This is a genomic window from Curtobacterium sp. NPDC098951, assembly GCF_044759965.1.
In the GTDB taxonomy this organism is placed as follows: Bacteria; Actinomycetota; Actinomycetes; order Actinomycetales; family Microbacteriaceae; genus Curtobacterium.
This window is the reverse complement of sequence record NZ_JBIWAG010000003.1, coordinates 259,016-281,404: the sequence shown is the minus strand read 5'-3', so window position 1 is coordinate 281,404 and position 22,389 is coordinate 259,016. Positions and strand designations below refer to the sequence as shown.

Here is a 22,389-nt window from a genome sequence, read left to right as displayed (position 1 = left end):
CGACGGTGGGCCGCCATACGATGACCGCATGGACGCCGACGACCTGGTCCTGCCGGACGCCGCCGCCTGGCGTGCCTGGCTCGACGCGCACGAGGACGAACCCGACGGCGTGTGGCTCGTCCTCGCGAAGAAGGGCACGACCGAGCCGACGACGCTGACCTACGACCAGGCGCTCGACGAGGCCCTCTGCTCCGGGTGGATCGACGGGCAGAAGCGCGGGCGCGACGCGGCCACCTTCCGGCAGCGGTTCACCCCGCGGCGGAAGGCGTCGCTCTGGTCCGAGCGGAACATCGGGCTCGTCGCCACGCTCGTCGCCGACGGGCGGATGCGCGTCCGGGGGCAGGCCGAGGTCGACCGTGCCAAGGGCGACGGCCGCTGGGACCGTGCGTACGCCGGTGCCGCGACGGCCACGGTGCCGGACGACCTGCGGGCAGCGCTCGACGCCGCACCGGCCGCGGCCGCCCTGTTCGCCGGACTCGACGCCACGAACCGGTACGCCGTGCTCCACCGGATCGCGACCGCGCCGAGTGCGACGGCCCGGGCGAACCGGCTCGCGAAGCTGGTCGGTGGGCTCGAGCGGGGCGAGACCCCGTACCCACGGAAGCCCTGACGCGCCGACACCGGCACGAGCCACGGCAACCGCGAGCCGAACCGGTTCCGACCGATCCCGGGGGACACCGACTCAGCGCGCTGCGACGAACGCGGCGTAGACCGGGGGCATGACCACTGGCACCGACACCACGAACCGTCCGGCCGCCGCCTCCGGCACCTTCCGCATCGGGGGCGACCTCGAGGTCCACCGCCTCGGCTACGGCACCATGCAGCTCACCGGCCCGGGCGTCTGGGGACCCCCGAAGGACCACGACGAGGCGGTCCGCGTCCTCAAGCGCGCGGTCGAACTGGGCGTCGACTTCTTCGACACCGCCGACTCCTACGGCCCCTACGTCGCCGAGGACCTGCTCCGCGAGGCACTGCACCCCTACGGCGACGACATCGTCATTGCGACGAAGGCCGGCCTCACCCGCACCGGGCCGAACGAGTGGCCGCCGGTCGGCCGCCCGGAGTACCTGCGGCAGGAAGCCGAGATGAGCCTCCGCCGACTCGGCCTCGAGCGCATCGACCTGTTCCAGCTCCACCGCATCGACCCGAAGGTCCCGCTCGAGGACCAGGTCGGCGAGCTGAAGAAGCTACAGGACGAGGGCAAGATCCGGCACATCGGCCTGTCCGAGGTGTCGGTCGACGAGGTCAAGGCGGCGCAGGAGATCGCGACGATCGTCTCCGTCCAGAACCTCTACAACCTGCAGAAGCGCGACGCCGAGGAGCTCCTCGACTGGTCGACCGAGCAGGGCATCGGCTTCATCCCGTGGTTCCCGCTCGCGACCGGCGGTCTCACCGGCAGCGACTCGCCGCTGACCGAGATCGCCGAGCGCAAGGGCGCCACCCCGGCCCAGCTCGCCCTGGCCTGGCTGCTGAAGCGCTCGCCCGTCATGCTCCCCATCCCCGGCACGTCGAGCGTCGCCCACCTCGAGGACAACCTCGCGGGCGCGACCGTCGAGCTGACCGACGACGAGTTCGAGGAGCTGTCGAAGCTGGGGTCCTGACCCCGGGTCGCGGACGCGACCACCCACCGGACAGGAGGCGCGGTGCCAGCTGGCATCGCGCCTCCCGTCCGTCTGCTGCCCCGTCAGGAGCGCCCCCTTGCGCATGCATACCGAGTATGGGCATACTCGGTATGTCCAAGGCGGACGGATCGAGGGGGAAGACGACATGAGCGTACGGATGGGCGTACTCGCACTGCTGGTGGCCGGACCCGGGTACGGGTACCAGCTCCGGGGGGAGTTCGAGCACCGGACCGGGGGCAGCTGGCCGCTGAACATCGGCCAGGTCTACACGACGCTCGACCGCCTCGAGCGCGACGGTCTCGTGGCCCGCGGCGACGCCGACGACGACGGACACGTCGTCTACACGGCGACGGACGCGGGTCGCGAGGAGGTCGCACGCTGGTTCAGCGAGCCCGTCCCGCCGAAGCGCGGTCGCGACGAGCTCGCGATCAAGTTCGCCCTCGCCGTCACCGTGCCCGGGGTCGACGTCCCGCGACTGGTCCAGGTCCAGCGCGCCGCCGCCGTGCGGAACCTGCAGGACCTGACCCGGCTGAAGCGCTCCTCGGACCCGGCGGACGACCTCGCCTGGTCGCTCGTGCTCGAGTCGATGCTGTTCCAGGCCGAGGCCGACGTCCGCTGGCTCGACCACGTCGAGGCGAGCGTCGCCCGGTTCCGACCGTCCCCGACACCCGGGTCGACCGACGTCGCCGAGCCGTCCGACGCAGCCGTGCGGAGCGCCCGGTGAACGCCGCCACGCCGCTCCTCGAGCTCGACGCCGTGAGCGTCCAGTACGGCTCCGGCGCGAAGGCCGTCACCGCCCTCGCCGGCATCGACCTGCGGATCGCCCGCGGCGAGATGGTGGCCGTGATGGGCACCTCGGGCTCCGGCAAGTCGACGCTGCTCGCCTGTGCGGGCACGCTCCTGCCGCCGACCAGCGGCGAGGTCGTCATCGACGGCGCCTTCGTGTCCGACCGGCCCGCCAAGGACCTCGCCGCCCTGCGTCGTCGACTCGTCGGGTTCGTGTTCCAGGACTTCAACCTCATCCCCTCGCTGACCGCGGTCGAGAACGTGGCGCTGCCGCTCGAGCTCGACGGGTGGAAGGCGAGCCGGGCCCGGCGCGCGGCCGAGCTCGCACTCGAGAACGTCGAGCTCGGGCACCGGACCGACGCCTTCCCGGACGACCTGTCCGGCGGCCAGCAGCAGCGCGTCGCGATCGCTCGAGGGGTCGTCGGCGACCGTCGACTCGTCCTCGCCGACGAGCCGACCGGCGCCCTCGACTCGCAGACCGGCGAGGTCGTGCTCCGCATGCTCCGTCGCCACGTGGACGCCGGGGCCGGTGCACTCCTCGTCACCCACGACGCCCGGCACGCCGCGTGGGCGGACCGGATCGTGTTCCTCCGCGACGGACGGGTCGTCGACGAGACCGTGTACTCCGGCGTCGAGATGGCGCTCACGGACCGAGCCGCGTCGTGAGTGCGCGTCGGCGCCGTGCCGACGCCCGCCCGGCCCGCCGCACCCCGTTCGCCCTGCGTCCGGCGCTCCGGCTGGGTCGACGGCTGGCGTTCGCGAAGGCCGGACGGGCGGCGCTCATCGTCGCGCTCATCGGCATCCCCACCGCGGGGTTCGCCGCGGTGTCCGTCGTGGTGCAGTCCACCCAGCCCACCCAGGCCGAGGCACTGCGCTACGACCTCGGGCACGCGGTCGCGCAGATGCAGGTCGTCGGCCCGGACCTGCCCGGCATGCGGCAGGACCCGGTCCAGTGGCAGTACACCGAGTCGGCGAAGGGCAGCCCGGTCGCCGAGTCCGACGGCGAGGCCCGGTTCGCCGACCTCCTCGACCACGTCCCCGCCGGTGCCGTGTCGATCCCGGTCACCTCGGCGCAGATCGTGCTGACCGGTCCGAAGGGCCCCATCGGCATCCAGGCGGTCGAGGGTTCGGTCTGGTCACGGGTCCTCGACGGCCACTGGCACGTCCTCGACGGTGCGGCACCGACCAGCCGCGACGAACTCATGGTCACACCGGCCACGCTCCAGCGGCTCGGCGCGTCGATCGGCGACACGGTGGACCTGACCGACCCGGTGACGAAGCGCTTCACGATCACGGGCACGATGCGCGACGCCGCGTCCGACCCGGGCGCCCAGGGCGTCTTCCTGCCGTGGGGCACCACCACGCCCTCGACGACGGACGCGGGCCCGGCACCGTACGACGTCACCGTGTACCTGGCCTCGGACGCCCCGACGTGGTCGGAGATCCGCGCACTCAACGCGCACGGCATCACGGTGCAGTCGCGTCCCGTCGTGCTCGACCCGCCGGACGAGCGGTTGCACGGCGCCGGGGTCAGCAGCCCGATCGGCTGGTTCCTCGGGGCGATGGCGCTGCTCGGCGTCTTCGCGATGTTCGAGGTCGCCCTGCTCGCCGGCGCCGCGTTCCTGGTCGGCACCCGGGCGGACACCCGCTCGTACGCCATCGTCACGAGCGTCGGTGGGGACCGTCGCTTCGTCCGGTCGATCGTGGCCGGGTCCGGGCTGGTGCTCGGGCTCACCGGCGCCGTCCTCGGTGTCGCGCTCGGCACCGGTGTCGGCGTGCTCGCGTTCCGTCTCGCGGACAACGGCAACGTCGGCACGTGGCCGGGGCTGCACATCCCGGCCGGCCTGGTCCTGTCGATCGGTGCCGCCGCCGTCCTCGCGGGTCTCGTGTCGGCGCTCGTCGCGGCCCGTGCGGCGACCCGGGTGAACGTCCTCGCGGCGCTCCGCGGTTCGCTCCGGCCTGCCGCGGTGAACCCGCGCGCCGAACGCCGCCGACGGATCTGGGCACCCGTGCTCGTCGTCGCGGGCAGCGTGATGACCCTGGCGTGCGGTGCCGGCGTGCTCCTGCTCAACGACCGCCCGGTGCAGCAGGACCACCTCGCCTGGATCGTCGGCGCCGGTGTCGCGATCGGTCCGTGCCTCATGCAGCTCGGGGTCGCGATGTCGTCACCGTGGCTCCTCGCCCTCGTGTCCAGGACCGCGACGCGGCTCGGGCTCTCCGCCCGCCTCGCCGCGCGGGACGCCCGGCGCAACCCGGTGCGCACCGTGCCGGTGCTCGCGAGCGTCATGAGCGTCGTGTTCGTGGCCTCGGTGGTGATCACGTGGAGCGCGTCGCAGCACGCCCAGTTCGTCCGCGACTACGAGTACCGCACCGCCGTGGGCGTCGCGACGGCCGACGTCTCGCTCTCGAACGAGGACGGCAGCGACAGCGGGTACGACGCCTCCGTCACGGCGAAGGCGGCGACGATCGTCTCCGGCGTCCTCGACCACGACCGGGTCCGCGTGCTCGGTGTCGTGCCCGACATCGCCGGCGACCGACCGTCGACGATCTCGCTCCTGCACTCCTGGGGGCGGACGGACTGCCCGACGAACGACACCACGTCCTGCTCGCGGTACCTGGAGTCGCAGGACACCTCGGCGCCGCACATCTGGACCGGCACGGTCGACGACTACGCCGTCCTCACCGGTCACCGTCCGTCCGCCGAGGTCCGCGACGCACTCACCTCGGGCCGCGCCGTCGCCCTGTGGCCGGAGTACGCGCACGACGGCCAGGTCCGGATCGACGCGTTCCGCGACCAGACGTCGAACAGCCCCGCGATCACGGCCGAGACCCGTCCGGACGCCACGACCACGATCCCCGCCGTGCTCGACGTGCAGACCCCCCGCATCCAGGTCGGCGTCTTCATGACCCCGGAGACCGCCGAGCGGTACCGGGTCCCGGCGGTGGACGGCATGCTCGTGACGGAACAGACCGAGCCGATCACCCCCGCGCAGTCCGACGAGCTGACCTCGGCGTGGCAGAGCCTCGGCGGTGCGGACCGACAGCGCTGGGGCGGCCCGTACTTCCAGTACGAGACCGGTCCGGTCGACGCGCAGGGCATCGTCAAGGCGATCGTCCTCGCACTCGCCGCGGCGGTGACGATCGGCGCGACCGCCGTCGCCATCGGGCTGGCCCGCTCGGACGGTCGACGCGACGACGAGGTCCTCGACGCGGTCGGTGCGGCACCGGTGCTCCGGCGACGGGTGTCGGCGTGGCAGGCAGCGATCCTGACGACCGTCGGTGCGGTGATCGGCACGCTGCTCGGGCTGCTGCCCATCCGGGCGCTCACCCTCCGGTTCACGGCCGGGCCGACGGGCACCACGCACCTGCCGTTCGTGGCGGACTGGCCCGTGCTCGCACTCCTCGCGATCGGGCTGCCGGTGCTTGTGACCGCGGGGACCTGGCTCTTCGCGGGTCGCCGCCACCGCGTGGCCCTCCGGCGCACGCCGTGACCGGACGCGGCGGGTCCCGGACCCGACGGTGGCGGCCGGCTGGGAACGGCCGCGAAGACCCACAGCCAGCAGCGCGGTTCCCCAGGTCTGGGGACTGGTACGGCAGGCGGATCCGGGGGATACCTGATGTCGTGTCCCGCACCCGTCGTCTCGCCCTCGTCGCGAGCATCGTCACCGCCGCCGGCCTCGTCGCCGGCGGGTCCCTCGTCGTCGGCACGGCCGTCGTGTCGGCGAGCACCGGCGCGGGCGAGCGCGCTCCGTCCACGAGCCACGTCACGGCGGCCCCGGTCGAACGCGCGGACACCACGACCACCGGCGTGACCCGGCTCCGTGCCGCGACGCCGGGCGACGCCGTCACCGGTGCACTCGGCACCGGCGACCGGTCCGGCGCGACCACCTTCGCGTACGCGGGCGACTCGATCACGGCACGGCCGGACTCGTGGCTGCACGACCTCGTGCCGGACACCCGGTTCCACGCCGTCGGCGGCTACGCGCACAGCGGCTACCGCTCCGACCAGGTCCTCCACGAGATCGGCCCGGTGCCGGACGCGGACGTCCTCGTCGTCGAACTCGGCACGAACGACGTGAACCAGGCGATCCCGACCGCGACGACGATCGCGAACGTGGACGCCGTCGTCCGGAAGGTCGGCGCGCAGCACGTGCTGGTCGTCTCCGGGCCACCGTCGGACTGGACATGGAGCCAGTGGGGCGCCGACCGTCGGTCGGGACAGCTCGTGCTCAGCCGGGCGCTGGAGCGGGACGCGGCGGACCACGGCTGGTCGTACGTCGACCCGTTCGCCCGGTTCCGGCAGACGGACGGCGCGTGGGTCCGGGGCGCCTCGGCGGACGGCATCCACGGGGACGCGGCGACGAACGTCGTCGTCGCCCGCGTGATGGCGACCGCGATCACGCGCGCCGCACGCTGACCGCGACGCGACCGGGGGCGGACGGGAGGCGCGGGTCGCGCCCGCACTCCTCCCTCGCAGGCTCGGTCGGCGCGCCCCGCGCAACGCTTCGCGTTGCCGCTGAGCGGGGCGCGCTCCCGTCCGTCAGTCGGTCACTCGGGCAGCGGCTCGGCGTACGTCCGGAACGCACCGCGCTCGGTGTGGATCGCCCACAGGCGGTCCGCGATCGCCGCACCGGAGTGCTCCGGCTGCCCGTCGTCGATGCCGAACGGGATGATGAGCTGACCGACGTGGACGTCCTCGTCCCGGACGGCGTCGTGCAGCAGCTGCGCGTAGGCGCTCTCGCCCGCGAAGGCGACCGACGTGCCGGTCACCCGCGCGCCGGGGCGCACCGCGCTCCCGCCGTTGACGAACAGGATCGTGCCGTGGCCGATCGCGCGCATGCCGGGCAGGACCTGGCGGACGGCGTTCACCGAGCCGTAGACCGAGAACTCGATCGGGCCGACGAGGTCCTCCGCCGTGGTCTCGAGCACCGGTCGCATGTACTCCTTGGCGGGCAGGGGGCTGTACTGCAGCACCTCGATCGGGCCGAGCTGCTCGGTCGCACGCTCGAGGGCGGCGCGCAGCGAGTCCCCGTCGCGGACGTTCGCGGCGAACCCGGCGGCGGTGTGGCCGTGCTCGCGGAGTTCGGCGGCGAGGGAGTCCAGGCGGTCCTGGTTGCGGGAGACCAGGGCGATCGAGAAGCCCTCCCGTGCGAAGCGTTCGGCGACGGCGAGGCCGAGGCCCTTGCCGGCTCCGACGATGGCGATGGTGGTCATGCGGTGGTCCTTCCGGTGGTCGGGTCGTGTGCCGCCGGTTCCGGGCCGCGCGGCACTGCACGTCCTCGACCGTAGGCCGCTCCGCGCACCCGAGGGGGGTGGTGCCAGTGCCACCCAGGGGTTTCCCGACCGCCACGAGTGCAATCGACCCACGACCCGGGAGGACCACCGTGCACACCACCGCTCGCCGCCACCGCACCCGCCGCACCCTGGCCGCGCTCGGGACCGTCGCCGCCGCGACCCTCGTCCTCGCCGCCTGCACGGACGACGGCGCCCGCACCCTCGAGGGCCGTGCGTCCGCGACGAGCGGCCCCTCGGCCAGCGCGGCACCGTCCGCGGCGAGCGCCGCCGGCCAGCTCGCGCCGGGCGGCGAGACGACCGACGTCGTGACGGGACTGGACGCCCCGTGGTCGGTGGTCCGCACCGGCGAGGGCGACGACGCGCTGATCAGCGAACGCGACTCCGCGAAGGTGCTCGAACTGACCGACGCCGGGAGCACGCGCGAGGTCGGCACGGTCCGGGGCGTCCGGCAGGGTGGCGAGGGCGGCCTGCTCGGGCTCGCGCTGCACGAGGGCGACCTCTTCGTGTACTCCACGGGCGACGACGGCAACCGCATCCAGCGCTACGAGCTGACCGGGAGCGCCGGGTCGTTCGCGCTCGGTGACGCCACGACGGTGATCGACGGGCTGCCGTCGAACAGCTTCCACAACGGCGGCCGGATCGCGTTCGGCCCGGACGGCATGCTCTACGCGAGCGTCGGGGACGCCGGCACCGGCTCGGACACACAGGACAGGGACTCGCTCGCCGGCAAGATCCTGCGGCTCACCCCGGACGGCGAGGTGCCCGGCGGCAACCCGTTCCCCGGCTCGCCGGTGTGGAGCCTCGGCCACCGGAACGTCCAGGGCATTGGGTGGACGGCCGACGGCACGATGTTCGCGTCCGAGTTCGGGCAGGACACCTGGGACGAGTTGAACGTGATCGAGCCGGGGAAGGACTACGGCTGGCCCGAGGTCGAGGGCACCGGCGGCACCGACCAGGGGTTCGTCGACCCGGTGCAGCAGTGGGCGACCGACGACGCCTCGCCGAGCGGCCTGACGGTGATCGACGACACCGTGTTCATCGCGAACCTGCAGGGCGAGGTCGTCCGGGCCGTCCCCGCCGACGACCCCTCGACCTCGACCGAGTACTTCGCCGGGGACTTCGGGCGGATCCGCACCGTGCTCGAGGGGCCCGAGGGCGCGCTCTGGTTCGTCACGAACAACACCGACGGGCGCGGGGACCCGACGGACGGCGACGACCGGATCGTCTCGGTGCCGCTCGCCACGAGCTGACCGGCCCTGACGGGTACCAGCAGCCCCTGCTCCGACCCGTCGATCGGACCTACCGTGGAGGACATGGACACGAAGGCCGAAGTCCGCGACTTCCTCCGCAGCCGCCGTGCGCGCGTGACGCCGCAGCAGGTCGGGCTGCCCGACTTCGGCGGCGGCGCCCGACGCGTCCGGGGGCTGCGGCGCGAGGAGCTCGCCCTCGTCGCGGGCATGAGCGTCGACTACTACGTCCGGCTCGAACGCGGCAACCTCGCCGGGGTGTCCGAGGGCATCCTCGAGTCGCTGTCCCGGGCACTGGGTCTCGACGACGCCGAGCACGCGCACCTGTTCGACCTCGCCCGCGCGCAGAACGCCTCGGCCACCACCCGCCGGTGGACCCCGAGCGCCACGGTGCGGCCGAACGTGCAGCGCGTCCTCGACTCGATCACCGCCCCGGCCTGGGTGCGCAACGGTCGGTCGGACTTCCTCGCCGGCAACGCCCTCGCCCGTGCGCTGTACTCGCCGCTGTTCTCCGAGCCGTCCGGCACCCCGAACGCCGCCCGCTTCGCGTTCCTCGACCCCCGCGGCCGCGAGTTCTGGCGCGACTGGGACGCCGTCGCGGGCGACATGGTGGCGGTGCTCCGTGCCGAGGCCGTCCGGACCCCGTACGACCGGGGGCTGACCGACCTCGTCGGGGAGCTCTCGACGCGCAGCGCGGCGTTCCGGCAGCGCTGGGCCGCGCACGACGTCATGCGGCACCGCACCGGCGTGAAGCGGGTGCACCACCCCACGGTCGGCGACCTCGACCTCACCTACGAGGCGATGGAGCTCGTCGCGGACGCCGGACTCACGCTCGTCGTCTACAGCACCGAGCCCGGCTCCCCGTCCGAGGAGCGACTGCAGCTCCTCGCCAACCTCGCGGCGACCACGGTCGCCGCCGTCCCGGAGACGGAGGACGCATGAGCGAGACCGACTCGATCCCGACCACCCGCACCGCGGAGCCGCTGACGTTCGTCGAGCGGGTCCGGTTCCGCCTGCGTGCCGAGCGCGAGATCGAGGAACTCGTCCGCGACCGAGCCCGGGAGGAACGCATCCGCGCCGAGGCGGCCATCCGACTCGCACCGGGGCCATGGCACCTCGCGGAGCTCTTCCGGCGGCGTCCGTGACCACCCGTGCGGGGATGACGCCCGCCCGCACCCTGCTGTTCGCGGTCGCCGGGGGTGCCGCCGTCGGCAACCTCTACTGGGCGCAGCCGCTGCTCGACGAGATCGCGTCCTCGCTCGGGACGTCCGCCGCGGTGGCCGGGCTGCTCGTCACGCTCACCCAGGTCGGCTACGCGCTCGGCATCCTCCTCGTGGTGCCGCTCGGGGACGTGCTCGACCGCCGACGTCTGGTCCCCGGGGTGCTCGTGGCGTCTGCAATCGCGCTCCTGTTCGCCGCCGTGGCCCCGTCGTTCGCCGTGCTCCTGATCGCGCTCGCGCTCATGGGCCTCACCACCGTCGCCGGACAGCTGCTCATCCCGCTGGCCGGGGACCTCGCCGATCCCGCCGCGCGTGGCCGGGTGGTGGGCACGATCGCCTCCGGTGTCCTCACCGGCATCCTCGTGTCCCGCACGGTCAGCGGGCTCGTCGCGGACGCGTTCGGCTGGCGCGCGATCTACGTGGTCGCCGCCGCCGCTGCCCTGCTGTTCGCCGTGCTGCTCCGGCGGGCGATCCCCGAGCTCGACCGACGGGACCGAGTGCGGTACCCGACGCTCATCGCCTCGGTGTTCCGTGCCGTCGCGGAGCACCGGGCCGTGCGCGTGACCCTCGTCATCAGCTCGGCGATGTTCGCCGTCTTCACGATGTTCTGGACCGCGCTGACGTTCCTGCTCAGCGCGGAGCCGTTCGGGTACTCCACGAGCGCGATCGGGCTCGTGGGCCTGGCCGGGCTCGCCGGGGCGGTCGCCGCGCAGCGGGTCGGTCGGTTGCACGACCGCGGCCACTCGGTGCCCGTGACCGGGGCGGCGATCGCCCTCGTGCTCGTCTCGCTCGTGGTCGCCGGGATCGGGTCGACGTCGATCGTCGTCGTCCTCGTCGCGGTGGTCCTGCTGGACGTCGGCGTGCAGGCGACGAACGTCCTCAACCAGACGCGGCTCTTCGCGATCGACCCCGCGGCGCGCAGCCGGCTCAACACGGCCTTCGTCACCGGCAACTTCGTCGGCGGCGCGATCGGCTCGGCGCTCGCCTCGGTGCTCTGGAACACCGGCGGCTGGACAGCGGTCACCGTGGGCGGCGCGGTCCTGGTCGGGTTCGCCCTGACGGTCTGGGCGGTCCACCGCCGCCGCGGGCTCGTGGTCACCGCCAGCGCCTGACCTCAGATCGCGAGTTCGACGTCACGTCCGTTGACGGTCACGATGATCCGGGGGTTCTCCGCGCCGGCCGCGGTGATGTAGCTCCGGAGCGTGGACAGCAGCATGTCCTCACGACGCTCCATCTGGGACACCGCTCCCTGGCTGATCCCCAGCTCGTGGGCGATCTCGACCTGGGTCCGTTTGCCGGCTTCCCGCACCATCGCGAGGCTCATGGCGTGGATCCGGTCGAGCTCGTCCGCCTCCGTCTCGAGCGCCGCCACGGCGTCGGCCATGCCAGGCCGCTCGAGCATCCGCTCGAGGCGGTCGTTGCCGTGCACGAAGTCCTTCTCGCCCATCATGCTTCCTTCGTCTCGTCGACCCACCGGTCGATCAGTCGGTCGGCACGGACGCCGACCGTTTCGTAGAACACGTCACCCATCGCGGCCTTGTCACCGGAGAACAGCGCGACGACGACACGGTCCGTACCCGGCGGGAACCAGCAGATCAACCGGAGCGCGATCCCCTGGACGTACGGGTGCGATACCCGCCAGACGACGTGTTCCCTCGACTGTCGGACTCGCTTGATCACAGCGGTGTCCTCCGTCGGCGCTGCATCCAGGTCCCGCAGCCGCTTGAGCATGAACGTGAGCAACTCGAGCCGCCGCCGACCCCGTTCGGTGGTGTCGGCGTCGAGCCGGTCGAGCTGCGCGTTGAACTCTCGAGGCCAGTCGATCTGCATGCACCGCACATTAGCCACGACTGATATTAGCCGCAACTGATCACACGCGCAAGCACAACCTCAGATCGCGAGGGGGCACGCGAGATCGACCCGGTCGTGCTCCACCAGCCACCGGAACGCGTCGAGCACCGTCGCCTCGGCCGTGTACGCCGGTTCGTAGCCGAGCAGCCGCCGGGCCTTCTCGGTGCTGAACACCTGGCTGCGCGACAGGTGCTCCCAACTGGCGCCCGCGTGCTCCGGGTCCGTGGTCTCGCGGAACCGGTCCCACGAGACGGACTCGAGCCGCGCCTCCTGGCCGAACCACGAGGCGACGAGGTGTGCGTACCCACGGGCGGTCAACGCCGTCGACGCCGTGACGAAGAAGTCCTCACCGGCCGCCTCGTCGCGGTGCTCGACGGCCAGCTGGAAGGCCTGGGCGACGTCGTCGGCGTGCACGTGCGCCATCGCCTCGGCACCGAGGCCTGGGACCTCGACGGGCTCGCCGGCGGACAGCTTCGTCCACACCGTCGGGTCGAGGTTGCCGAGCGGACCGATCGGCAACCACCCCGGACCGCTGATGTGGCCGGGGTGCAACGAGGTGGTTGCCAAACCCCCGTCGGCAGTTTCACGCCCGAGCATCCGGGCGATCGCGTCCTTCTGCACGCCGTAGTCGCCGAAGGGCTCGGTCCCGTTCTCCTCGGTGATCGGCAGGACGTGCGACACACCGGCGCGCCAGATCGACCCGCAGTGCACGAGGTGGGTGCCGGTCCCGCGGAGGGCCGAGACGAGGGCTTCGGCGGATGACATCGTGAAGCAGACGAGGTCGACGACGGCGTCGGCACGGAGTGCGGCGATCCGTTGGCCGAAGGTGCCGTCGCGGTCCTCCTGCTCGCGGTCGGCGGTGACCTGCTCGACCTGCTGCCACTCGGGGGAGTCGGCGTAGGGCGTGCTGGTCCCGCGGGTGACGGTCACGACCTCGTGACCGGAACGGACGAGACGGGGGACGAGGAAGGTGCCGATGTGGCCGGTGGCCCCGATGACGACGATGCGCATGCCCGTCACGGTAGGCGCACGCGGCCGGGCGTGGCAGGCCCGGACGGAACCCCTGTGACGGACGGGAGGGACGGTGCCGGCTGGCACCGTCCCTCCCGTCCCGCAGGCGGTCCGGACCGTCAGTCGGCGGTGATCACCTTGACGGACCCCGCGATGGTCGCGGCGTCCTCGGCGAGCCCGACCACCGGGTCCGGCAGGTGCGTGGTCGCACCGACCAGCTTCCGGGCACCCCAGCCGACGAAGCTGCCGACGATCGCGCCGACGCCACCGAGGATCGCGCCCTCGATGCGCAGGTCGCGACGACCCGTCGTGCCGAGCGCGGCACCGACGAGCGCGCCGGACGCCACGCGCCCGACGAGGCCGGCGGGGGAGATGCGGTTCGGGGCCTGCGGCAGCTTGTCCCCGATCAGCTCGCCGATGGCCGAGGCGACCAGGACGCCGCGGCCGAGGGGCGTGCTGAAGACCTTCCAGTCCTGCCACGACCCCTTCAGCGAGGACCGGTCGTGGTTCAGGGCCATGACGGCCAGCGGGGTGGCGCTGCGGCCGCCGGAGAGGAAGCCCAGTGCCAGGGTGCGGACCAGGGTGTGCTGCTCGTGCTTCGTGCTCATCGGTGCTCCTGTCGTGTCGGTCCGGACGCTACTCCCGAGCACTGAGCCGCCGCGAGTAGCGTCCGCGGCATGAGCAACGTCATCCTCCTCGGCGGCCACGGCAAGGTCGCACTCCTCGCCACCCGCATCCTCACCGATCGCGGTCACACCGTCACCTCGGTCATCCGCGACCCCGACCAGGCCGACGAGATCCGGACCCACGGCGGGCAGCCGCACGTCGCCGACATCCAGCAGCAGACCCTCACCGACTTCGCCGAGCTCATCCACGGACACGACGCCGTGGTCTGGTCGGCCGGGGCCGGCGGCGGCTCGGCGGACCGCACGTGGGCGATCGACCGCGACGCGGCCATCCTGTCCGTGCAGGGCGCCGCGAAGGCCGGGGTGGACCGGTACGTCATGGTCTCCTGGTCCGGTTCGCTCCTCGACCACGGGGTCCCGCAGGACAACGACTTCTTCGCGTACGCCCAGTCGAAGATGATCGCGGACGCGGTGCTCCGCGACTCCGGACTCCGCTGGACGGTCGTCGCACCGAGCACCCTCACCGACGACGAGCCCACCGGCTCCGTCGACTGGGACGGCTCGTCGACCGAGGTGCCCCGCGGTGACGTGGCGCACGTGGTGGCCGACGCGGTCGAGGGTGACGGCACGGTCGGGAAGACGATCCGCTTCAACACCGGGTCGACGCCGATCGCCGACTTCCTCCGCACGGCGGGCTGAGCGGTGGCGCGGAACCCCGAACCGTTCCGGGGCCGCCTGGCCCTGGTGACCGGCGCGAGCGGCGGCATCGGCGAGTCACTGGCCGAGGGCCTCGCCGCGGGTGGCTCGGACCTCGTCCTGGTCGCCCGGTCCGCCGACAAGCTCGACGCCGTCGCCTCGGGGATCCGCGCCCGCCACGGTGTCCGGGTGCGGGTGCTCCCCGCCGACCTGGCGACGACCGCCGGGGTCGACGAGGTCCTCTCCGCGCTGGACGGCACGCGGGTCGACGTCCTGATCGCGAACGCCGGTGTCGGGTGGCACGGCACCTTCGCGGAGCAGCCCGACGACGGCATCGTCCAGCAGATCGCGCTGAACGAGACGGCGCTGGTGCGGCTCACGCGGGCCTTCCTGCCCGGGATGCTCGCCCGCGGTGTCGGCGGCGTCATGACCGTCGCGTCGACCGCGGCGTTCCAGCCCACCCCGCACATGGCGCTGTACGGCGCGACGAAGGCGTTCGTCCTCTCGTTCACCGAAGCGCTCTGGTGGGAGACCCGCGGCCGGGGCGTCCGGGTGCTCGCCCTCTGTCCCGGACCGACCGCGACGGGCTTCTTCGACGCCGCCGGTGGAGGCTCGTTCCTCGAGGGCGGCCGACAGACGGCGGACGAGGTCGCACGCGTCGGTCTGCAGGCGTTCTCCCGCGCCGGCGGCCCGACCGTGGTGTCCGGACTCCGCAACGCGGTGCTGGCGAGCGCGCACCGGTTCGTCCCCCGGGGGCTCATGACACGGATGTCCGCGATGGTGATGGAGTGACGGGCCGGACGGGACGCCGTCCGGTCAGCGCCCGAGCGGACCTCGTCGTCCCGCGGCCGGCGGCGTCGGGCGGCTGAACCGGGCACGTCGGTCGCGCGGCAGGTCGTTCCACACGTCGGCCCAGATCGCCTCGAAGTCGACCGGTCGGATCGCGCCCTGCCGGAGCGCCCGTTCCGGCACGGTCAGCGCGTCGAGCGAGGCGCCGAGCAGCCGGACGTCGCCGTGCACCTCGGGGCGTCCGTTGCCGTGGAACGTCGTCACGGTCAGGGTCCGCACGCCGGGCCGGAGTCGGCGGGCGGCGCGCCCGAGCACCAGGAACCCCGCTGCGTACAGCCCCACGGCGGCACCGGTCCCGAGGGCGGCGTGGGGGGCGAGCGCGGCCATCACGCCGATCGCCACGAGGGCGCCGAGTGCCGGCCAGGCGGACCACGCACGGAGCACCGCACGTTCGCCACGCGTCGTGCCCGGCGGGTAGACGACGAGCGTCCGGGTGCTCCACATCGTCCGGTCGACGGGCCGCACCGCGTACCGACCCCACACGTGCGGACCGTCCACCACGCGGGACCGGACGTCGGAGACGACGCTCACCGGACGACCTCGGCACGGACCGGCGCCACCACGTCCCGGTGCCGGATGGCGGTGACGCAGGGGAAGCAGAGCAGGTCGCCCTCCTGGACGTCCGACGGCAGCGGCGCCGGGAGGCGGTGGAACGGACCGTCGTCCGCGCCGACGCACGGCGTCAGGACGTACGTCCGCGTCGGTGCGGCGGTGCTCACGCGGCCGATGAGCCGCACCTCGTCGAGCACCGCGAAGCGGGGCAGCACGGCGTCGAGTTCGAGCAGGACGACACCGGTGCGGGGTCGTCGGACCCGCACGACCGAGGCCACGGCGACGCTCACCTCGCCCGGCGTCCACGTGCGCGGGCGGTACCGGGGCGGCGCCTGCTCGGCGGTGTGCACGCACGGGGTGCCGGCGAGTTCGGCGAGCCGGACCATCGAGACGGCGGCGACCAGGACGTCGCCGGTCGTGGGCTCGGTGTGGGCGGGCCAGAGGGTCGGGTCCACGGGGTCGGGGAGGGACGCGCGGAGCGTCGGGAGGATCGCGGTCAGGGTCACCACTCCACGATCCGGCGGGGGCGGCCGGGCGGACAGCGTCCTGACGGATCGCTGACGGCGTGCGCCGGATCCCGTGCGCGGTCCTGACGCGGCGAGCGCGGAGGACGCGACGAGGGCGCGGAACGCGCGGGGCGGCGGACGGGAGGCGCGGTGCGGGCTGGCACCGTCCCTCCCGTCCGTCCCTGGGTCACGCCGGCCGCATCACGCTCGTCGCGTCACGCGAACTGCGCGTAGAACCGCTCGGGCGCCTCGGCGAGCGAGGCCTTGACCCCGGCGCTCCAGTCGTCCACGACGACCTCGGCCGCGCCCCGCTCCACCCCGTCGAGCGAGCGCCGGGCGACCTCGGCCGGGTCGACCTTCGGCCCCTCGTACCCGGCCATCATGTCCGTGTCCGCGGCCCCGAGGTGCAGCCCCTGCACGGCGACGCCCCGACCGGCCAGTTCGAGGCGGACGGCGTTGGTCATGTTCCACTCGGCGGCCTTCGCGACGGCGTACCCGCCGGACCCCGGGTACGCGAACCAGGACAGCGCCGACAGGACGTTCACGATCGCGCCCCCGCCGTTGCGCTCGATCACCGGCGCGAAGGACCGGACCATGGCGAGGTTGCCCCAGAGGTGCGTGTCCAGCTCACGCCGGACGTCGGTCAGGTCGTCCGTGAGGAGCGATCCCTGGGTCGTGATCCCGGCGTTGTTGACCAGCAGCGTCACGTCGGACGACCGGGCGGCAGCGGCCTCGACCGAGGCCTGGTCGGTGATGTCGAGGGGGAGCACCTCCACCCCGTCGACGTCCACCAGCTCGGGCCGCCGCGCCGTGGCGTAGACCTTGGCGGCGCCACGCTCGAGCAGCTGCTGCACGAACCGTCGTCCGATGCCCCGGTTCGAGCCCGTGACGAGTGCGACCGATCCAGCGATGTCCATGGTGTCCCTCCTGCCGAGCGGGCACCTCCCGCAGCGGCTCGGCTACGCTAAGACCTCACATCCATGTGAGGTGCAAGGAGGAGATCGTGCGCATCGGAGACCTCGCCGCGGCGACCGGCGTGAGCGTCCGGTCACTCCGGTACTACGAGGAGCAGGGACTGCTCCGCGCGGACCGCACACCGAGCGGCCAGCGCGCCTACGCCACCCCGGCGATCGACCGGGTGCGGCTCATCCAGCAGCTCTTCGCCGCGGGACTGCCGAGTCGCACCGTGGTGCAGCTGCTGCCGTGCGTGGACGCCGGCGTGGCCACCGACGAGACGTTCGCGCTCCTCGTCGCCGAACGCGACCGGATCACGACGCAGCTCGCCGAGCTCGAGGCGGCGCGCGACCGGCTCGACGAGGTCATCGCGATCACCGAGCACCCGACGCCCGAGCACTGCCCGGCACTGCGGGACCGACCGGCGCAGGCCGCCTGATCAGCGCCGGCGCGCAGCCTGCCAGGTCTCGCGCGGCAGCACCCCGAACTCGTCGCGGTAGCTGCCCGCGAAGCGGCCGAGGTGCGCGAAACCGGAGTCGCGGGCAACGTCGCCGACGCTCCGGTCGTCGCCGGACTCCAGGCCTTCGCGGGCGAGCAGCAGCCGGATGCGCCGGAGGTAGGTCGTCGGCGTGATGCCGTGGTGTCGACGGAACGCGTCCTGCAGGCCGCGGATGCTCAGGCCGGCCGCCGCGGCGACGTCCTCGACGGTGATCTGCTCGGTCGCGTGCTCGAGCAGGAACGCCTCGGCCCGGGCGAACCGGGCCGCCGCTGCCGTGCGGGGCTGGTCCTGACCGACCGGCCAGTGCGGGATGGCGGTCAGCAGGCCGCCCGCCGCGAAGCGGGTCAGCTCCCGTTCGTGCTCCTCGGTGACCTCCTCCGGTCCCCGCAGGACGTCCGCGGCCACCGCGCGCACCATCAGCCACCAGGCCGCGAGGGTCGGTCCCTCGGGGACGTGGTGCGGCTGGAACTCGATCGGTCCGGGGTGCCACGCACCGCGTTCGGCAGCCACCTGCTCGACCGTCGTCCGGTCGATGCGGATGAGATCGAGCTGGAACCCGTCCCACCGGACGTGCTGGGGATCGTGGCGGAACAGCACGGGTCGGCCGGTCGGGACCGGGTCGCCGTCGACTGCACCGCCGCCGGACTTCAGCCAGAAGAGGACCATCGCGGTGTCGGCCTCGACCGTCCCCTCGACGACACCCGTGCTCGCCATCGAGACCAGGGACAGCAGGTCGGAGCCGCGACGCCGTTCCGCGAACGAGAACCCGGACTCGGCACCGTCGACCGTCGCGCGCCGGACGTCGGGGATCCGCGTGACGAGCTCGGCCGCGTCCGCCGGGTCGGACGTCACGACCGACCACTGCGCGCGCTGCACGAGGGCGGTCACGGTCGGACCTGCCCGGGCGACGGTGCGGAGGCGTCCGGGGCGCCGAGCACCGCCTCCGCGATGTGTCGGGCCACCTGCTCGGGCGGGGTGTGCGTCGTGTCGACGACCTCGGCGGTGGCGTGCAGCCAGGTGCGCGCGGCCTCGGCGTACGGTCCGACGCGGCTGGACCGGAACGTGGACGGCCCCATGACCTGGTCGTGCTCGATCCGGTCGCGCAGGGTGGGCTCGTCGGCGTGCAGGACGAAGTGCCGGACCGGGATCCCGTGCCCGGCCAGTCCGTCGGCGATCTCCCGCCAGTAGCGCTCGACCAGGACCGTCTGCGGCATGACGAGCGTGCCACCCACGGATCCGAGGACCTGCCTCGCGGTCTCGACGACGAGCGGTCGCCACGGGTCCCAGTGCTGGAAGTCGTCGGTCGGCCACAGCTGCGGGTGGATGTCCATCAGGGTCTCGCCGACCTTCTCGGGGTCGAGCACGCGTGCGTCCGGCAGGAGCGGTGCCAGCAACCTGCTGGTGGTCGTCTTGCCCACTCCGTGCGTCCCGTTGATCCAGACGATCATGACCGGACCGTAGCGCATCCGGCTGCCGGACCGGGGGAGCGGGCGGACGCCGGGCGCGTGGCGGGGTCGCACGGCGCCCGGCGTCGGTCGCAGGTCACCCCAGGTGCGCGTAGTCCGGCAGGTCGATCGCCTCGGCCGGCGGCGTGGCGAAGCGCGCCCCGAGGCGCCCCACGACGGGCAGCGCCGCCACGCGGACGGCGGCGCCGAAGGCCGCGACCCCGAGGCGGGACGTCGGGTTCGCGAGCCGCGGGGTGCCGGGCGGGAGCCGCTGGGCGCGGGTGACGTACGGCCGCATGATCCGCTCGTACGCGCGGAGGGCGTCACGGTGGTGGACGTGGGCGGCGAGCTCCCCGGCGAGGACGTAGGCGCCGGTGAGCGAGAGGCTCGTCCCCATGCCGCTCACCGGCGACGCGCAGTACGCGGCGTCCCCGACGAGGACCACCCGACCGTCGGACCACCGCGGGGCGTGCACCTGCCCGATGGCCTCGGAGTAGAGGTCGTCGGCGTGGTCGAACCCGTCGAGGATCCGTTGGGCCTCCCACCCGGCGTCCCCGAACACGGCGTGCAGGCGGCGGCGCACGGCGTCGAGGTCCCCGCGGTCGGAGCCGGCTCGCTCCCGCCGGCGGTCCGTCACGACCGACACGGCCGCACGGATCGTCCCGTGCTGGTCGGGGCGGAGCGTGATCGACCGGCCGCCCGGGGCGTTGTACCAGCGCCACCAGTCGTCGTCCGACGCCGTCCGGGGGATCGTGCCGTAGGTCGTCTCGAGGCCGAGCGACCGGATCTCGGGCTCGTCGCCGAACACCAGTCGGCGGGTGCTCGACCCGATGCCGTCCGCCGCCACGACCAGGTCGAACCGGTCGTCCGGGCCGTGCTCGAAGCCCACGGTCACGCCGTCGTCGTCCTGGTCGATGCGGGTGATCCGGTCGCCGTAGCGGTACTCGGTGTCGTCGACCGTCCGCTCGACGAGCAGTCGCGCGAGGTCGCCCCGCAGGACCTCGAGCTCGGCGGTGGCCCCGTCGGAGTCGGAGGTCCCCGCGGCGAACGCGGCGATGGTCCTGCCGTCGGCGCGGACGAACCGGGTGCCGACCTCGCCGGTCGTGGCGGCACGGATGTCGTCCTCGACGCCCATCCGACGAGCGACCTCGCGCCCGGCGCCGCGCACGTCGACGTTCTGTCCGCCGGTGCGGAGGGACGGTGCCCGCTCCACGACGACGGTCTCGAACGAGAAGCGGTGCAGCCAGTACGCGAGCGCGGGTCCGGCGATGCTCGCACCCGAGACGAGCACGCGTCCGCGAGGGTGGTGGGTCATGTTTCCTCATGTCGTTGATTACCAATGAGATTGGCAATGTACACGACTACCATGGACACGTGTCGAACGAGGAGCAGCAGATCCGGGGCGTACGCGCCGACGACCGCACGGACCGTCACGACCGCGCGGCAGCGCGTCACGACGGACGCGTGCTCCCCGACGACGACATCCGCGCACGCGTCCAGCAGGTCGCCGTCCGCCAGCAGCGGTTCGAGCGGCACCTCGCCCGGGCGCTCGAGGTGGACGCGGCCGGACTCGAGGCGATGGACCACCTCATCTCGACCGGTCCGGCGACCCCGACCGAGCTCGCGCGACGCCTCGAGATCTCGACGGCGGCGATGACCCTCGTGCTGAACCGGCTCGAGGCCGCCGGACACGTCCGCCGCGAGCGCCACCCGAGCGACGGCCGCAAACTCGTCGTCACCGCCGCCGAGCGGTCGTCGGACCGCGCGTACGACCTGGTCCTGCCGCTGATCGACGGCATGGAGGCGATCGTCGACGACCTCGGGCCCGACGAGCGCGCGACCGTGCAGGCCTTCCTCGACCGACTGATCGGCGTCTACGACGACGCGATGGGCTGAACACCCGGACAGGATCGGCGACAATGGGCCGTGCCCTTCCGCGCCCTCCTCACCACCGCCGCCTCGGCGTTCGCCCTCGCGATCGTCCTCGCCACCGCGACGCCCGCCTCCGCCCACGACGTGCTCGCCGGGTCCGCACCCGCCGCGGACACCACGGTCCGGGGTGACCTCGATCAGGTCACCCTGACGTTCTCGGAGCCCCCGCTGGCGGGACTCGAGTCGGGCATCGTCATCAGCGTCACCGATCCGGACGGCACCGAGGTCGGCAGCGGGGACGTCGACGTCGACGGCAGCACGCTCCGCACGGCGGCCGACCTCACGACCGCCGGTACCTACACGGTGACGTGGCGGAGCGTCTCGGTCGACGGCCACCCGATCTCGGGGAGCTACCGGTTCACGTCGTCCGGGGTGCCCGCCGCGAGCCCGACGACGGGCACGTCCGCGAGCCCGTCGGCGGCAGCGGCCGCACCCAGCGCGAGCGCGACGGCGTCGAGTGGTCCCGCGAGCGCCCTGGCCGATCCGTCCGGTCCGGGAGCGACGCCGTGGGTCCTCGGCGGGATCGCGGCGCTCGTGGCCGCCGCCCTCGTCACCGCGCTGGTGGCCGTCCGCCGCCGGACGGTCGCCGACGACTGACCCCGCCCGGATCAGCGCCCCGCGTAGCGCCCGCGGCGGTGCCGCCGGTCCCACACGGCGACGGCGATCCGGCCGACGCCGAGTGCGATCCAGGCCCCACCGACGATCCACCGCCACGCGTCACCGCCCTCGACCCCGGCGACGACGAGCCAGACCACGCCCAGGGCGGTCCACGCCACGGCCATCCAGAGGGCCGGCCGCCCGACGATCGACCGCCACAGCTGCTCGTCCCCGGCGTCGTCGCTCATGGCCACACCGTAGACCGTCCGGTCCGCCCCGGCGAGGAACTGAGCAGATCGTCAGGCGCGATCGTGCAGCGTCACCTGGTACCCGTCCGGGTCGGCGAAGGTGAACGTCCGACCGAACGGACCGTCGATCGGCGCGGACACGATCGTGTGCCCGTCGGCGACCAACGCGTCGTGGATCGCCTGGACGTCGGTCGCGTGCAGCCAGATCGCCGCGCCGATGCCCGGCTGGGCCACGGCGTCCAGGTCGGTGCCGGGCACGAGGTCGCGCAGGGCGAACGCGATCGGCGTGGTCGCGAAGACCACCGCGTGCGGCGGACCCGCCTGCGAGCGGACGAGGCCGAGGTACAGCTCGTAGAACGCCTGCGACGCGTCGAGGTCGCGGGTCTGCAGCGAGATGAAGTCGGGGCCGGTGACGGGCATGGGGTGCTCCTTCGTTGGTGTCAGTTATCTGAC

General features: G+C 73.4%; 28 protein-coding genes. 15 read left to right on the top strand and 13 right to left on the bottom strand.

Annotation, left to right across the window (positions count from 1 at the left end; genetic code table 11):
• Positions 1–28: 28 nt before the first annotated feature.
• From ACIQUC_RS10310 to ACIQUC_RS10285, 6 genes are all read left to right on the top strand, one after another.
• Positions 29–610 carry a YdeI family protein gene (locus ACIQUC_RS10310; protein ID WP_402266389.1) on the top strand — a complete coding sequence of 194 codons (582 nt, stop codon included), beginning with the start codon at positions 29–31 and terminating at the stop codon, positions 608–610.
• Positions 611–719: 109 nt separating this feature from the next.
• A complete protein-coding gene (locus tag ACIQUC_RS10305) occupies positions 720–1,601 on the top strand; it encodes an aldo/keto reductase (RefSeq protein ID WP_402266386.1) in 882 nt (293 codons plus the stop codon).
• Positions 1,602–1,767: 166 nt separating this feature from the next.
• Positions 1,768–2,346 (top strand): PadR family transcriptional regulator, encoded by a 579-nt coding sequence (locus ACIQUC_RS10300; protein ID WP_402266383.1) that lies wholly within the window; start codon positions 1,768–1,770, stop codon positions 2,344–2,346.
• Positions 2,343–3,074, top strand: a complete 732-nt coding sequence (locus tag ACIQUC_RS10295; protein ID WP_402266380.1) for an ABC transporter ATP-binding protein — start codon at positions 2,343–2,345, stop codon at positions 3,072–3,074. Before ACIQUC_RS10300 ends, ACIQUC_RS10295 begins: the two co-directional genes overlap by 4 nt.
• Positions 3,071–5,899, top strand: coding sequence for a hypothetical protein (locus ACIQUC_RS10290; protein WP_402266377.1), 2,829 nt, complete (start codon positions 3,071–3,073; stop codon positions 5,897–5,899). Before ACIQUC_RS10295 ends, ACIQUC_RS10290 begins: the two co-directional genes overlap by 4 nt.
• A gap of 131 nt (positions 5,900–6,030) precedes the next feature.
• Entirely contained in the window at positions 6,031–6,825 is a 795-nt protein-coding gene (locus ACIQUC_RS10285) for an SGNH/GDSL hydrolase family protein (protein ID WP_402266374.1), read from the top strand.
• Positions 6,826–6,956: 131 nt separating this feature from the next.
• On the opposite strand, the gene ACIQUC_RS10280 is transcribed toward ACIQUC_RS10285, so the two are convergent.
• Positions 6,957–7,622, bottom strand: coding sequence for an SDR family NAD(P)-dependent oxidoreductase (locus tag ACIQUC_RS10280; RefSeq protein ID WP_402266371.1), 666 nt, complete (start codon positions 7,620–7,622; stop codon positions 6,957–6,959).
• Between the two features lie 170 nt (positions 7,623–7,792).
• On the opposite strand from ACIQUC_RS10280, the gene ACIQUC_RS10275 reads away from it, so the two are divergent.
• From ACIQUC_RS10275 to ACIQUC_RS10260, 4 genes are all read left to right on the top strand, one after another.
• A complete protein-coding gene (locus tag ACIQUC_RS10275; RefSeq protein WP_402266368.1) occupies positions 7,793–8,953 on the top strand; it encodes a PQQ-dependent sugar dehydrogenase in 1,161 nt (386 codons plus the stop codon).
• 63 nt (positions 8,954–9,016) lie between these two features.
• Positions 9,017–9,892 carry a helix-turn-helix transcriptional regulator gene (locus ACIQUC_RS10270; protein ID WP_402266365.1) on the top strand — a complete coding sequence of 292 codons (876 nt, stop codon included), beginning with the start codon at positions 9,017–9,019 and terminating at the stop codon, positions 9,890–9,892.
• The gene (locus tag ACIQUC_RS10265; protein WP_402266362.1) at positions 9,889–10,095 is read left to right on the top strand and encodes a hypothetical protein; all 207 of its coding nucleotides are present in this window, start codon (positions 9,889–9,891) and stop codon (positions 10,093–10,095) included. Before ACIQUC_RS10270 ends, ACIQUC_RS10265 begins: the two co-directional genes overlap by 4 nt.
• A complete protein-coding gene (locus tag ACIQUC_RS10260) occupies positions 10,092–11,282 on the top strand; it encodes an MFS transporter (protein WP_402266359.1) in 1,191 nt (396 codons plus the stop codon). The genes ACIQUC_RS10265 and ACIQUC_RS10260 overlap by 4 nt, the downstream gene beginning before the upstream one ends.
• 2 nt (positions 11,283–11,284) lie before the next feature.
• Here ACIQUC_RS10260 and ACIQUC_RS10255 read toward each other — a convergent pair whose 3' ends face one another.
• The 4 genes from ACIQUC_RS10255 to ACIQUC_RS10240 all read right to left on the bottom strand — a co-directional run bounded on the left by ACIQUC_RS10255 (position 11,285) and on the right by ACIQUC_RS10240 (position 13,640).
• Positions 11,285–11,620, bottom strand: a complete 336-nt coding sequence (locus ACIQUC_RS10255) for a sigma factor-like helix-turn-helix DNA-binding protein (protein WP_031261729.1) — start codon at positions 11,618–11,620, stop codon at positions 11,285–11,287.
• Complete coding sequence (locus tag ACIQUC_RS10250) at positions 11,617–12,000, bottom strand: hypothetical protein (RefSeq protein WP_402266356.1); 384 nt, start codon at positions 11,998–12,000, stop codon at positions 11,617–11,619. The genes ACIQUC_RS10255 and ACIQUC_RS10250 overlap by 4 nt, the downstream gene beginning before the upstream one ends.
• Positions 12,001–12,060: 60 nt before the next feature.
• Positions 12,061–13,032: an NAD-dependent epimerase/dehydratase family protein gene (locus ACIQUC_RS10245; RefSeq protein ID WP_402266353.1), complete on the bottom strand. Its 972-nt coding sequence runs from the start codon at positions 13,030–13,032 to the stop codon at positions 12,061–12,063.
• Between the two features lie 119 nt (positions 13,033–13,151).
• Entirely contained in the window at positions 13,152–13,640 is a 489-nt protein-coding gene (locus ACIQUC_RS10240; RefSeq protein WP_402266350.1) for a DUF4126 family protein, read from the bottom strand.
• A 69-nt stretch (positions 13,641–13,709) separates the two neighbouring features.
• Between ACIQUC_RS10240 and ACIQUC_RS10235 the strand changes: the two genes are divergently transcribed.
• Together ACIQUC_RS10235 and ACIQUC_RS10230 are read left to right on the top strand one after the other, a co-directional pair.
• Positions 13,710–14,357 carry an SDR family oxidoreductase gene (locus ACIQUC_RS10235; RefSeq protein ID WP_402266347.1) on the top strand — a complete coding sequence of 216 codons (648 nt, stop codon included), beginning with the start codon at positions 13,710–13,712 and terminating at the stop codon, positions 14,355–14,357.
• Between the two features lie 45 nt (positions 14,358–14,402).
• On the top strand, positions 14,403–15,146 hold the full coding sequence (locus ACIQUC_RS10230; protein WP_402266344.1) for an SDR family NAD(P)-dependent oxidoreductase: 744 nt from the start codon (positions 14,403–14,405) through the stop codon (positions 15,144–15,146).
• A gap of 24 nt (positions 15,147–15,170) precedes the next feature.
• On the opposite strand, the gene ACIQUC_RS10225 is transcribed toward ACIQUC_RS10230, so the two are convergent.
• The 3 genes from ACIQUC_RS10225 to ACIQUC_RS10215 form a co-directional block, all read right to left on the bottom strand.
• Positions 15,171–15,734 (bottom strand): DUF6611 family protein, encoded by a 564-nt coding sequence (locus ACIQUC_RS10225; RefSeq protein ID WP_022906781.1) that lies wholly within the window; start codon positions 15,732–15,734, stop codon positions 15,171–15,173.
• Complete coding sequence (locus tag ACIQUC_RS10220; RefSeq protein ID WP_042723742.1) at positions 15,731–16,261, bottom strand: hypothetical protein; 531 nt, start codon at positions 16,259–16,261, stop codon at positions 15,731–15,733. Before ACIQUC_RS10220 ends, ACIQUC_RS10225 begins: the two co-directional genes overlap by 4 nt.
• Before the next feature lie 215 nt (positions 16,262–16,476).
• Positions 16,477–17,178, bottom strand: a complete 702-nt coding sequence (locus ACIQUC_RS10215) for an SDR family oxidoreductase (protein ID WP_402266339.1) — start codon at positions 17,176–17,178, stop codon at positions 16,477–16,479.
• Positions 17,179–17,264: 86 nt separating this feature from the next.
• Here ACIQUC_RS10215 and ACIQUC_RS10210 point away from each other — a divergent pair, with 86 nt between their 5' ends.
• A complete protein-coding gene (locus tag ACIQUC_RS10210; protein ID WP_031262038.1) occupies positions 17,265–17,654 on the top strand; it encodes a MerR family transcriptional regulator in 390 nt (129 codons plus the stop codon).
• On the opposite strand, the gene ACIQUC_RS10205 is transcribed toward ACIQUC_RS10210, so the two are convergent.
• From ACIQUC_RS10205 to ACIQUC_RS10195, 3 genes are all read right to left on the bottom strand, one after another.
• Positions 17,655–18,602: a helix-turn-helix domain-containing protein gene (locus ACIQUC_RS10205; RefSeq protein WP_402266336.1), complete on the bottom strand. Its 948-nt coding sequence runs from the start codon at positions 18,600–18,602 to the stop codon at positions 17,655–17,657. It lies immediately after the preceding gene.
• The gene (locus tag ACIQUC_RS10200; protein WP_402266333.1) at positions 18,599–19,162 is read right to left on the bottom strand and encodes an AAA family ATPase; all 564 of its coding nucleotides are present in this window, start codon (positions 19,160–19,162) and stop codon (positions 18,599–18,601) included. Before ACIQUC_RS10200 ends, ACIQUC_RS10205 begins: the two co-directional genes overlap by 4 nt.
• A 94-nt stretch (positions 19,163–19,256) precedes the next feature.
• Positions 19,257–20,474, bottom strand: coding sequence for an FAD-dependent monooxygenase (locus ACIQUC_RS10195; RefSeq protein WP_402266330.1), 1,218 nt, complete (start codon positions 20,472–20,474; stop codon positions 19,257–19,259).
• Between the two features lie 59 nt (positions 20,475–20,533).
• Between ACIQUC_RS10195 and ACIQUC_RS10190 the strand changes: the two genes are divergently transcribed.
• Together ACIQUC_RS10190 and ACIQUC_RS10185 are read left to right on the top strand one after the other, a co-directional pair.
• Positions 20,534–21,055 carry a MarR family winged helix-turn-helix transcriptional regulator gene (locus ACIQUC_RS10190; protein WP_402266327.1) on the top strand — a complete coding sequence of 174 codons (522 nt, stop codon included), beginning with the start codon at positions 20,534–20,536 and terminating at the stop codon, positions 21,053–21,055.
• Positions 21,056–21,085: 30 nt separating this feature from the next.
• The gene (locus ACIQUC_RS10185; RefSeq protein ID WP_402266324.1) at positions 21,086–21,688 is read left to right on the top strand and encodes a copper resistance protein CopC; all 603 of its coding nucleotides are present in this window, start codon (positions 21,086–21,088) and stop codon (positions 21,686–21,688) included.
• Positions 21,689–21,699: 11 nt separating this feature from the next.
• Here the strand turns inward: ACIQUC_RS10185 and ACIQUC_RS10180 are convergent, their stop codons facing one another.
• Both ACIQUC_RS10180 and ACIQUC_RS10175 read right to left on the bottom strand, forming a co-directional pair.
• Positions 21,700–21,936 (bottom strand): hypothetical protein, encoded by a 237-nt coding sequence (locus tag ACIQUC_RS10180; protein ID WP_402266321.1) that lies wholly within the window; start codon positions 21,934–21,936, stop codon positions 21,700–21,702.
• 51 nt (positions 21,937–21,987) lie between these two features.
• The gene (locus ACIQUC_RS10175; protein WP_402266319.1) at positions 21,988–22,356 is read right to left on the bottom strand and encodes a VOC family protein; all 369 of its coding nucleotides are present in this window, start codon (positions 22,354–22,356) and stop codon (positions 21,988–21,990) included.
• Between the last annotated feature and the right edge of the window lie 33 nt (positions 22,357–22,389).